The 10987-nt window shown below is 68.0% G+C and carries 6 protein-coding genes and 1 tRNA gene; all 7 read left to right on the top strand.

Annotated features, from left to right (window positions below; genetic code table 11):
- Positions 1-50: 50 nt before the first annotated feature.
- Positions 51-134: transfer RNA gene (locus AB0I45_RS04705), tRNA-Leu, on the top strand.
- 136 nt (positions 135-270) lie between these two features.
- A complete protein-coding gene (locus AB0I45_RS04700) occupies positions 271-1692 on the top strand; it encodes a TIGR01777 family oxidoreductase (protein WP_345029006.1) in 1422 nt (473 codons plus the stop codon).
- Between the two features lie 194 nt (positions 1693-1886).
- On the top strand, positions 1887-3590 hold the full coding sequence (locus AB0I45_RS04695; RefSeq protein WP_345029005.1) for an amino acid carrier protein: 1704 nt from the start codon (positions 1887-1889) through the stop codon (positions 3588-3590).
- 260 nt (positions 3591-3850) lie between these two features.
- On the top strand, positions 3851-5404 hold the full coding sequence (locus tag AB0I45_RS04690) for a DUF3375 domain-containing protein (RefSeq protein ID WP_345029003.1): 1554 nt from the start codon (positions 3851-3853) through the stop codon (positions 5402-5404).
- The gene (locus AB0I45_RS04685; RefSeq protein WP_345029001.1) at positions 5401-6120 is read left to right on the top strand and encodes a DUF4194 domain-containing protein; all 720 of its coding nucleotides are present in this window, start codon (positions 5401-5403) and stop codon (positions 6118-6120) included. Before AB0I45_RS04690 ends, AB0I45_RS04685 begins: the two co-directional genes overlap by 4 nt.
- Complete coding sequence (locus AB0I45_RS04680) at positions 6117-9608, top strand: SbcC/MukB-like Walker B domain-containing protein (protein ID WP_345029000.1); 3492 nt, start codon at positions 6117-6119, stop codon at positions 9606-9608. Before AB0I45_RS04685 ends, AB0I45_RS04680 begins: the two co-directional genes overlap by 4 nt.
- Positions 9605-10909: a Wadjet anti-phage system protein JetD domain-containing protein gene (locus AB0I45_RS04675; protein ID WP_345028998.1), complete on the top strand. Its 1305-nt coding sequence runs from the start codon at positions 9605-9607 to the stop codon at positions 10907-10909. The genes AB0I45_RS04680 and AB0I45_RS04675 overlap by 4 nt, the downstream gene beginning before the upstream one ends.
- Positions 10910-10987 lie beyond the last annotated feature (78 nt).

The following is a 10987-nucleotide window of genomic DNA, read 5'->3' as shown; positions in this document are numbered from 1 at the left end:
CCGGTTTTGGCGCGGAACGGCGGTGATGTTAGAGTCTCCTACTGTCGCTCGCGCGAGTGGCGGAATTGGTAGACGCGCTGGCTTCAGGTGCCAGTGATCGAAAGGTCGTGGGGGTTCAAGTCCCCCCTCGCGCACACTTCTCGAAGGCCTCGGACCCCACGGTCCGGGGCCTTCGTCATGACCTCATGGCTTCCCGCTGCCCCGGCGCGGAACCCGCGCAGCCCGTGCGGCATGCCCGGTCGACGGTGAGCGGGCTGGCATGATGGGGACATGGCAGTCTTCACGCACACGGCCGAGGCGCCCTACTCCCTCGACACCGTCTTCTCCTGGCACATGCGCCCGGGCGCGCTCACCCGGCTCAGCCCGGAATGGGCGCAGGAGGTCGTCGAGGAGTCGCATCCTCCGCTCACCCCGGGCACCCGCGCCCGGATGAAGACCTCCGTCCCGGGCACCCGCGGGGTGGTCCGCGTGCCCTTCGTGTGCGAGCACGCGGCGGGCCCGGAGCCCTTCTCCTTCGTCGACCGGATGACGACCGGCCCGCTGCACTCCTGGACGCACACCCACCGGTTCATCGCAGCCGCGGATCCCGCCGCCTGCCGCATCGACGACCGGATCGACTACCACCTCGCCGCGCCCAGCGGCCGCCTGTCCGAGGGCTTCGACACCCTCGCCATGGACGCGGTGCTGACGAACACCTTCGAGGCCCGCACCCGCCGGCTGCTCGGCGACCTCGATTTCCAGGCCGACCTCACCCGCCGCACCGGGGGCGCACCGCGGCGGATCCTCATCGCCGGCGCCTCGGGCCTGCTCGGCCGGCAGGTCGCCGCCCTCCTGTCCACCGCCGGGCACGAGGTGCGCCGCCTCGTCCGCACCACCCCGTGGCGCGAGGACGAGGTGCGGTGGAACCCCGGCCTCGGCCTGCTCGACGCCCGGGCGCTCGCCTGGGCCGATGTCGTCATCTGCTTGAGCGGGGCGAGCATCGGCACCCGCTTCACCGAGCGTGCGCGCGAGCGCATCCTGTCCTCCCGCCTCGACAGCACGCGCCTCCTCGTCCTCACCATGGAGCAGCTCGACCCCGCCGACCGCCCGGACACCTTCGTGTGCGCCTCGGCCGTGGGGTACTACGGCGCGGAGCGCGGCGACGAGCGGCTCACCGAGTCCGCCGACTCCGGAGACGGCTTCCTCGCCGAGGTGTGCCGTCGGTGGGAGACCGAGGCGGCCCGGGCCGAGGAGCTCGGCGTGCGCCGGGTGTCGATCCGCACCGGGGTCGTCCTCACCTCGCTCGGCGGGCCGCTGCGCCTTCAGCTGCCCCTCTACCTCACTGGTCTCGGCGGCCGGCTGGGAACCGGCGACCAGTGGCTGTCGTGGGTGTCGCTGGACGACATCGCCCAGATCTACGCCCGCGCCGCGCTCGACGACTTGATGTCCGGGCCCGTCAACGCCGTGGCACCCGAGCCGGTCCGGCAGCGGGAGTTCGCGCAGACGCTCGGCGACCTGCTGTCGATGCCCTCGGCGCTGCCGGTGCCGCCGCTCGCCCCCACGCTGCTGCTCGGCCCGCAGGCGGCCCGCGAGCTCGCGCTCGCCGACCAGCGGGTCGTGCCCGAGGCGCTCACCGGGGCGGACTACACGTTCCGGCACCCGACGCTGCGGGCGGCGCTCGCCTCGACCCTGGGGTGCCCGCCCGAGGACTGAGCGTGCTGAAGCGGGATCCGGTGGGGTGCACGGTGTCGATTCCGCGGTACTCGGCCCCAGGTCAGGGCCACTACCGCAGGCTCATGTGCACCGCCTGTGTTGGGCCTGGGCAGAGCCTGCTTGCTAAGGTTCGTTGACGGTGCCGAAACCGGACCGACCATCCGGACGTAAAGCTACTGCCGCGCCACGTGACTATGAATCCTGAATCCGCACTCGCCCATGCCTTTCCACCGTCCTCAGATGTCACACTCTCCGCAGCACAGACGACGCTGACCGCCTCCGGCTTCGACCAGGCCGTCGAGAACGCGTTCGCCCCGATCGCCGATGTGCTGTCCGCCATCGTCTTTTTCGGAGTGCCGGTCGCCGGCACCGAGCTCCCCCTCATCGTCGTGTGGCTCATGGCGGCCGCGGTGTTCCTCACCGTCTACCTGCGCTTCCAGCCGATCACCGGGCTCGCGCACTCCGTGAAAGTGATCCGGGGAAAGCTCACCCGGAAGACCGACCCGGGTGAGGTCTCCTCGTTCCAGGCGCTCGCCACCGAGCTCTCCGGCACCGTGGGACTGGGCAACATCGCCGGTGTCGCGGTCGCGATCACCATCGGCGGACCCGGCGCGGCCCTGTGGATCATCATCTTCGGCTTCTTCGCGATGACCGTGAAGATGGCCGAGGCGACGCTCGGCGTGAAGTACCGGACGATCATGCCCGACGGCACCACCTCGGGCGGGCCGATGTACTACCTGCGCGACGGCTTCAAGGACATCGGCCGTCCCAAGCTGGGCAAGTTCCTCGCCTACTTCTACGCGATCGCCACCGTGGTGGGCGTGTTCGGTGCCGGCAACCTGTTCCAGGCCAACCAGTCCGCGGCCATCCTCGTGAACTCCACCGGCGGCGAGGCCAGCTTCTTCGCCGACAAGCTGTGGCTCATCGGCCTCATCATGGCCGTGCTCGCCGGCATCGTGATCCTCGGCGGCATCACCTCGATCGCCCGCTGGACCTCCGCGATCACCCCGCTCATGGCGATCCTGTACTTCGTGTCGGTCGTCATCATCCTCCTGCTGAACTTCACCGCGATCCCCAACGCCTTCGTCCTCATGTTCCAGGGCGCGTTCACCGGTGAGGGGATCGCCGGCGGCATCATCGGCGTGGCGATCGTCGGCATCCAGCGTGCGCTGTTCTCCAACGCCGCCGGTGTCGGCTCGGCCGGTATGGCGCACTCGGCCGTGAAGACCTCGCGTCCGGCGACCGAGGGCTTCACCGCGATGTGGGAGCCGCTCATCGACTCCGTCATCATCTGTACGCTGACCGCGCTCGCGATCATCACCACCGGCCTCTACGACGCGGACGCCGGCGACGGCTCCACCGAGGCCGGCGTCAACCTCACCGCGCAGGCCTTCGGCACGGTCACCGACTGGTTCCCCTACATCCTCACCATCTGTGTGATGCTGTTCGGGTTCTCGACGATCCTGTCCTACGCCTACTACGGCCAGAAGGCGATCGGCTTCCTCACCAAGGAGTCGTTCTTCGCCCAGAAGGGCTTCCAGGTCGTGTGGGTCATCGCGGTCGTCGTCGGTGCCTCGATCTCGCTCGAGAGCGTCGTGGCGTTCTCCGATGCGATGTTCTTCCTCATGAGCGTGCCGAACCTGCTCGGCATCTACTTCCTCGCCAAGATCCTCCGCCTGGAGATCCTGCGGCACAAGCACCAGGCGGCCTCCGGCACCCTCGAGGAGATCCCGGAGGACCTCCAGGTCGGGCTGCGCGATCACCAGCCCACCGAGGAGCAGGTGGCCTCGGAGAAGAAGCGCCGCGCCGGCGTGCGGGAGAAGCGCAAGCGGATCCGCGCCGGCTTCCGCAAGGCGCAGAAGGACCGCGGCGTCGACGTCACCGACGACCGGGTGTGACGGTGTCCGGGTGTGAACCGGTGAGCTGATCACCGCACCGGTGTTCCGACACCGCCGCACCGGCACCGGTGTTCCGACACCGCCGCACCGGCACCGGTGTTCCGACACCGCTGGTCGTGCGCTGTTCGGTCAGCGCCGCCGGCCCGGCACCGCTGACGAGGCGGGTCATGGTCTCCGACCAGGGCCCGCCTCGGGCGTTGTGGGGGTGTGAGGGCAGCCGCGGTGGCGTCGGTGTCCGTGCCACCCCATAGGCTGAGGGAATGGATGTGCTGACCCAGGCTCTGGCGCACCGGCGGCTGCTCGAGGACGACGCCGCCTGGGCATTCCTGCGCGGCGACAACGTGTGGTTCGCCGCTGCAGTGCTGCGAGTGCATCTCGCCGGCCCGGATCGGCGACTGCCCGCCTCCGCGCTCTTCGAGCGGATCGATGCGGACCTCGAACTCCTGCGATCGCACGGGCACGAGATTCCGGGCACGGCTCAGCACTACTGCGCCGAATGGCGGAAGAACGGCATCCTCATCCGCCGCAGCGCGGAGTCCACGAGGGACGAGACCTTCGAACTCTCGCCCTCAGGGCTGACAGCGCTCCAGTTCATCGAACGACTCGACTCCAACCGCACCACCGTGACGCAGTCGCGGCTGTCGAACATTCAGGAGCGGCTGCGTGTCCTCGTCCGCGACACCGACCCTGATGTCGAGACGCGGCTCACCGCGCTCCACGCCGAACGCGATCGGTTGGACGCCCGCGTCGCCGCCGTCCGCGCAGGTGAGGACACCGGACTCGATCCTGAGCGGGCGCGGGAAGCGGTTGAGGACCTGATCGCGCTCGCCGAAGAGCTGCCGAGCGACTTCGCCCGCGTGCGCTCCGCGCTCGAGGAGATCAACCGCGGGCTGAGGGCCCAGCTCATCGAGAACACCGGCGCGCGATCGCGCGTCCTTGACGACGTGTTCCGCGGAGTCGATCACCTCGCGGATTCCGAGGCCGGACGGAGCTTCGATGGGTTCTACGCACTCATTCTCGAACACGAGTCCGGGTCCGAGTTCGAAGCGAACATCGCTGCGCTCCTCGACCGCGCTTTCGTCCGTGCGCTCGATCGGGCCGACACCAGGTTCCTTCGTCGTCTGACGCCGATGCTCCAGGACCGTTCCGCAGAGGTCGGCGATGTGATGACAGGTCTGACCCGGTCCCTGCGACGGTTCGTCCAGTCCGAGGAGTTCCGCGAGGACCGGGCAGTGAACACTGAGATCCACGCCGCCCGCGCGCTCGCTCTCCGTCTCGCGGTTGAGATACCTCCTTACAGGCAGCTCGATGTCGAATTGGGTCGTACCTCGGTCAGGATCGATTCGGTGACGAGCTTTCGGCTCCACAACCCCGCCGACGCCCGGGTGATCGAGCCCGTGGAGATGCGGGCGACAGGCACGGTCGACATCGAGGCGCTGCGGGAGATGGCCCGGCTGACCGAGATCGATATCGGCGAACTCGTCGAGAACATCAACGAGACCTTGGAGGCCGCGCGCTGCGGGGAGCTCGACGGCCGGAACCGTGAGGCAGGCGAAGGGGCGCCTCGGACGGATGGCGTCACCATCGCCGAGGTGCTCCGCCGCCACCCGGCCACCCAGGGTGTGGCGAGCGTCGTCGGGCTCCTCGATCTCGGAGTCGGGCACGGGATCCGGGAAGCCGGAGGTGAGTCGGTCACCTGGTCGTCGATGACAGGGCGTTCACGGCGAGCCCAGCTCGACCGATTCCGCTTCACCGAGGACGTTCCCGGCGGGCGTCGGCGCCGACGGGCGCAGCAGAGGAGGGGTGGCGCATGAACGATGGAACAGGTGCCCACGCGAAGGAATCGACGACGGCCGGGCTCGGTGCGGAGAAGGGCGAGTCCCGACGGCCGCTCTGGGCGACCGATACAGGAGTGCTCGCTCTCGATACGCGGCGGGCGCTCGTGGCCTTGATCAAAGGCCCGTACGTCTCCGGTCGCAGTCACCCGCAGCTGTGGCGATCCGTGCTCGGGGACGAGGCAGCGTTGCGAGCCCGGTTGTCCGACATGTTCCTCGAGCTCGTCGTGGATACCGATTCGCGCCTCGCGTTCGTGCGCAATGCGGAGGTACCCGACGAGCAGGTCCCGGCCGTGGTCCGTACGCACACCCTGACCTTCCTCGATACCGCTCTGCTGCTCCATCTGCGGCACGAGCTGCTTAGAGCGGACCGGTCCGAGCGCGTGATCGTCGGTGTCGACGAGTCGCGCGATGCACTCCGGGTGTACGGCAGCGCATACGGACTCGACGAGGTGGGCTTCGCGAAGCGCTTCAACGCCTCGTGGACCAAGATGCACAAGTACGGTCTGCTCGCCGACACCGCGACGGAGGACCGGTTCGAGATCTCGCCGGTCCTGCGGTTGATCTTCGGACCGGACGAGATCCGTGCGGTGCGTGAGGAGTACGAGCGGCGGCTCGCCGAGGTCGGGACGAACGCCGCTCACGCACGGGAAGACCGGGATGAAGTCATGGACGCGATGGAGGACGACGAATGAACCGACCCGCTGAATCGCCGGCGACTCTGTTCGACGTCGAGACTTCCGCCGGTGAGGACCTGGTGTCGACCGAGCAGACTGCGGCCTCCGGGACGGTCGATGCACCGTTCCTCCGATCCGGCACGCTGCCTGCCGCAGCCGCCTCACCCGATGTCTCCGGGCAATGGCGCCTGTCGCGGATCGATGTGGTCAACTGGGGGACCTTCAACGGTCATCACGTCATCGACGTGCCGAGGACCGGTCTGGTGATCACCGGGGATTCCGGGACCGGCAAGTCCTCGCTGCTCGATGCGGTGACCACGGTACTCACTCCGCGCTCGAAGGTGCGGTACAACGCCGCAGCACAGGACCAATCGGTCCGTGCAAGTGATCGGAGCCTGGTGAGCTACGTCCGCGGTGCATGGCGATCGACCGATGCCGAGGACGCCGACGAGGTGCGCAGTGACTTCCTTCGCGCGGGAGCCTGCTGGTCGGGAGTGCGCCTGCGCTTCGACACGGCTGACGGGCAGGATCCGGTGGTGCTCGTCAAGCTGTTCAAGCTCAACCGCGGACAGATGTCATCCGGCGACGTCAAAGAGATCTGTGTGCTCGCGCGGGAGGATCTCGATCTCGCGAATCTCGGGGCATTCGTCTCCGAGGCCGTCGACCTCCGCGGCCTGAAGAAGGAATATCCGCAGGCGACGATCACGGAGAAGCACTCCGTCTTCCAGCAGCGGTTCCAGCGCTTCCTCGGCATCGTGTCGGATTCGGCGATCCTGCTGCTCCACCGGACGATGGCGGCGAAGAACCTCGGCAGCCTCGATGCTCTGTTCCGTGAGTACATGCTCGACGAACCGAAGACCTTCGCCACTGCGGATATGGCGGTCGAACAGTTCTCGGAACTGTCGCTGGCGCAACGCAGTGTGGTCGAGGCCCGCCGCCAGTTGGACGTCCTCGACACGATCGCTGAACTCCTCGACCGATGGGAGACGGCGAGTGGTGACAGTGCTCGGGCCCGAGCACTCGTCGAGGCGCTCGACCCGGTGACGAACGAATGGATCATCGAGCTCGCGGAGAAGGAGCTCGACCGGGCTCAGGCGTCGAACGCACGGGCCGAGGGCGAGCAGAGACAGGCGTCGACTGCGCTCGCCGAAGCGGAGCGGGATCGGGATGCCGCGCGCAGCCGACTGCTCGAATCCGGTGGCGCCGAGCTCGAAAGCCAGCAGACACTGCTCACTCATGCGCGGCGGGAGCACGAGCGGATCACGCGCACCCGAGAGCGCCTGGCTGCCCGGATCCGCACGGTGGGCATCGAATCACTGCCGGATTCGTGGGAGGAGTTCGCTGAACTGCAGCGGACCGGGCAGAAGGAAACCGTAGATACGGACCTGCTCGATCGTCTCGACAACGCCAAGCTCGTCGCCCATGACCGGCTTCGGGATCTGCGGCAGACGCGGTCCGGCCTCGAAGCGGACCGGGACGCCGCCCGCAGGCAGCAGTCCAATCTCGACCGCCGACTGCTCGCCGCGCGGACACTGATCGCTCGCTCCACCGGCCTCAACGAGTCCGCACTGCCGTTCGCCGGGGAACTCATGGAGGTCCGCCCCGAGCACACCGAATGGACCGGGGCCATCGAACGGGTGCTGCGTCCCCTGTCACGCACGATCCTCGTCGAGGACCGGCATCTGTCCGAGGTCACGCGCGCCCTCGATGAGCACCATTTCGGCACCCGGGTGGTCGTCGAGTCCGTTCCCGCCGAGGTGCCCGCCCCGCGGTCGCTCGCCGACGACCGCTCACTCGTCTATCGGGTCGACCTCAAGGACTGGTCGCCCAAGGCCGCCTGGCTGCGGACCGAGCTCGCCCGTCGATACGACTATTCGTGTGTGGGCAGCACTGCGGAGCTGACCGGCGTGGATCGCGGTCTCACCCGCGCCGGTCAGGTCAAACGCGGGCCCGGCCGATTCGAGAAGGACGACCGTTGGCGGGTCGATGACCCGAGCACCTGGGTGATGGGTTTCAGCGCCGAGGACAAGATCGTTCGTCTCCTCGAACAGCTCGAGCACATCGACCGACAGATCGCGAACGCGGACAAGGAGCTCGAACAGGCCATGCGCCGACACTCGCAGGCTCAGGAGCGCCGACGACTCATCGTCGATCTCGCCGACACCGATTGGGTAGACCTCGATATCACCGCAGCGGCCGCAGCGATCTCCGCGGCGGAGCACCGGATCGAGACTCTCACTGCGGCGAGCGCCGGGCTGGCGGCTGCCCGGCGTGATCTCGACGCGGCCGAGAAGTCCCTGACCGCAGCTCGGGTGCGGTGCCGGGACGCCGACCGCGAGCACGCTCGGATCGGGCAGGAGCTCAAAGCCGTCACCCGGGCCTTGGACGACGCGCGTGCCGACCTGAGAAGGACCGTGGAGGGACAGGTCGTCGCCGAAGACACGTCTACGGGCGAAGTCCCGGCGCCGGTGGTGGCATCCGGGCAGCGAGACGTCATTCGCAGGCGCATTCGAGCGGCCAAGCGGCACGTCGAGTACTTCGATCTGGTGCGGCTCTCGAAGAACCTCTCCATCGAACTCCAGCGGGAGGAGAAGACCGCTGACCGGGCGCGCACCGAGGCGGAGGCCGGGTTCACGGCCGCAGCCGGTGAGTTCAGGAGGACGTGGCCGGGCGTGAGCGCCGACCTCACCGGCTCGGTGGACGATCGCGGGGGCTACCGTGAGCTGCGATCACGGCTGAAGTCCGACGGTCTGCCGGAATTCGAGGATCGGTTCGCCCAGATGCTGCGCAAGCAGTCGACGCAGAACATGGGCAAGCTCAACACCATGCTCCGCAACGCCGCACAAGAGATTCGTGCACGGGTCGATCCGGTGAACACCTCGCTCCTGCGATCCCAGTTCGATGTGGGCCGATACCTCCAGATCCGGGTCAAGACCCGATTCAACGCCGATGTCCGGGAACTCATGCAGAAACTGCAGACCGTCACCTCCGGCGGACTGTCGGACATCGAACCGGCTGAGGCGGAGAGGAAGTTCGCCGTGATGGAAGAGATCATCACCCGGCTGCAGTCGTCGGAGCCCGCCGACCTCCGCTGGAGGCGCGCGTGCCTGGACACCCGCAGGCACGTGAGCTTCGTCGGGGTCGATCAGGACGCGGAAGGCGAGGTGGTGAGCGTGTACGAGTCGGCCGCCGGACTGTCCGGAGGACAGCGGCAGAAGCTCGTCGTGTTCTGCCTCGCCGCCGCGCTGCGGTATCAGCTCACCGACGGAGCCGAGGACGTCCCTCGGTTCGGCACCGTGTTCCTCGACGAGGCCTTCGATCGGGCGGACCAGGACTTCGCGCGGATGGCGATGGACATCTTCGTCGCTTTCGGGTTCCACATGATCCTCGTGACTCCGAAGAAGCTCCTGCAGACTCTCGAGGACTATGTGGGCGGCATCACCCTGGTGCGGAACAGTGATCGCCGCGATTCCCAGCTGAGCCGGACGACCTGGGACGACGCATGAGCACGCGGGAGTCGTCGGCGCCGACAACGCCTCTCACCGTTGCCGAGGCGCGGGCGCGCGTTCGGCGCGCTGTCACCGCGCATCAGCGCGCGTGGGCAGTCGGCCTCGAGTTCTCCCCGATCACGGTCGGCCTGCGTCCTCCCACCGAGGCGGCCGCCCTCGCCGATCTGCCCGAGGTATCCGCGTGGATCGCGGATTGGAACCATATCGCTGGAGGGGGCCGCCGCTCAGCACCGTCACCGCCCGACGTACCGGAGGTGGAGTTCACCGTGCGCCGGTGGGCGGGCCTCGGAACTCAGCAGCTGCCTACCAGGTTGCGGCTCGGTTCCGCCGGTGCGGTGGTGGAGTTCGTCGGCGGTCGCGCACAGTTCCGGCGGCTGCAGAGCCGTGCGGCGGGTGTGCTCGACTGGTTGAGCACGGTGCGGGCGACGGCGGATCCGAGCACGGAGGACCGGCAACTGGTGCGAGCACTCCTCGGCGACCTCGTCACACTTGAGGAGAGCGATTTCATGAGGCTGCTCGGAGTCCTCGAATGGCTGACAGCTCACCCGGAGTCGGGGATGTACATCCGGCAGCTGCCGATCGCCGGGGTCGATACGAAGTGGTTGGGCCGTCATCGGCGCGTGGTGACCGGACTCGTCACAGCGGTTACGGGAGCCGACGATCTGGGGCTGGCGGCGATGGAGTCGCGGGTGCGCCTGCGCCTGCTGCACCCGGAGCTGCGGATCGTCGGACTCGACGATCTCGAGATCCCGTGGTCGCAGGCCGCTGCTCTCTCCTTGCCGGGGCTCGGCGCGGAGGATCGGCGTGTGCTCGTGGTGGAGAACCTCGAGAGCTTCATCGCATTGCCGACCGACGGGTCAATGGGATGGGTGATCGCGATCTACGGGGGTGGGTACGCTGCATCCCTGGTGGCCGATCTCCCATGGCTGAGCTCATGCCGGGTCTACTACTGGGGAGACATCGATTCCCACGGCTTCGGGATCCTCAACCGATTCCGCGCGCATGTCGGTCATGCGGAGTCGGTGCTCATGGATTGCGGGACGCTCGATACCTTTCGGCATCTGGTCGTGCACGAACCGCGTCCCCTCGATGTCGAACCCGAGCATCTGCAGACCCTCACCGAGGACGAGCGTGACGTCTACCGATCCCTCCGTGCGTGCTCTGCCGGCTCGGATGATGCTGAGGGCGTTGACAGCAGCGGACCTGGTGGCGTGAATCGGATGGGCGGGCTGCGCCTCGAGCAGGAACGCATCGCGTGGCCCTTTGTTCTCGAACGGCTGACGTGGGCCCTGAAGTGACTCCCGGGTGGGGGTCCGACCGTTGGTGACGGCGATCGATTGGTCAGTGCGACGGTGTCGGTGCCCGTATGTGACGTG

Origin of the sequence: Brevibacterium sp. NPDC049920, assembly GCF_040656435.1 — a bacterium.
GTDB lineage: Bacteria > Actinomycetota > Actinomycetes > Actinomycetales > Brevibacteriaceae > Brevibacterium > Brevibacterium pityocampae.
Note: the sequence above shows the minus strand (reverse complement) of the source record. Positions and strands in the feature narration are given on the sequence as shown.

Bases quoted from the DNA above. Each gene is read 5' to 3' on its own strand.
- AB0I45_RS04700 (WP_345029006.1), top strand. From the start codon at position 271: ATGGCAGTCTTCACGCACACGGCCGAGGCGCCCTACTCCCTCGACACC.
- AB0I45_RS04695 (WP_345029005.1), top strand. From the start codon at position 1,887: ATGAATCCTGAATCCGCACTCGCCCATGCCTTTCCACCGTCCTCAGAT.
- AB0I45_RS04690 (WP_345029003.1), top strand. From the start codon at position 3,851: ATGGATGTGCTGACCCAGGCTCTGGCGCACCGGCGGCTGCTCGAGGAC.
- AB0I45_RS04685 (WP_345029001.1), top strand. From the start codon at position 5,401: ATGAACGATGGAACAGGTGCCCACGCGAAGGAATCGACGACGGCCGGG.
- AB0I45_RS04680 (WP_345029000.1), top strand. From the start codon at position 6,117: ATGAACCGACCCGCTGAATCGCCGGCGACTCTGTTCGACGTCGAGACT.
- AB0I45_RS04675 (WP_345028998.1), top strand. From the start codon at position 9,605: ATGAGCACGCGGGAGTCGTCGGCGCCGACAACGCCTCTCACCGTTGCC.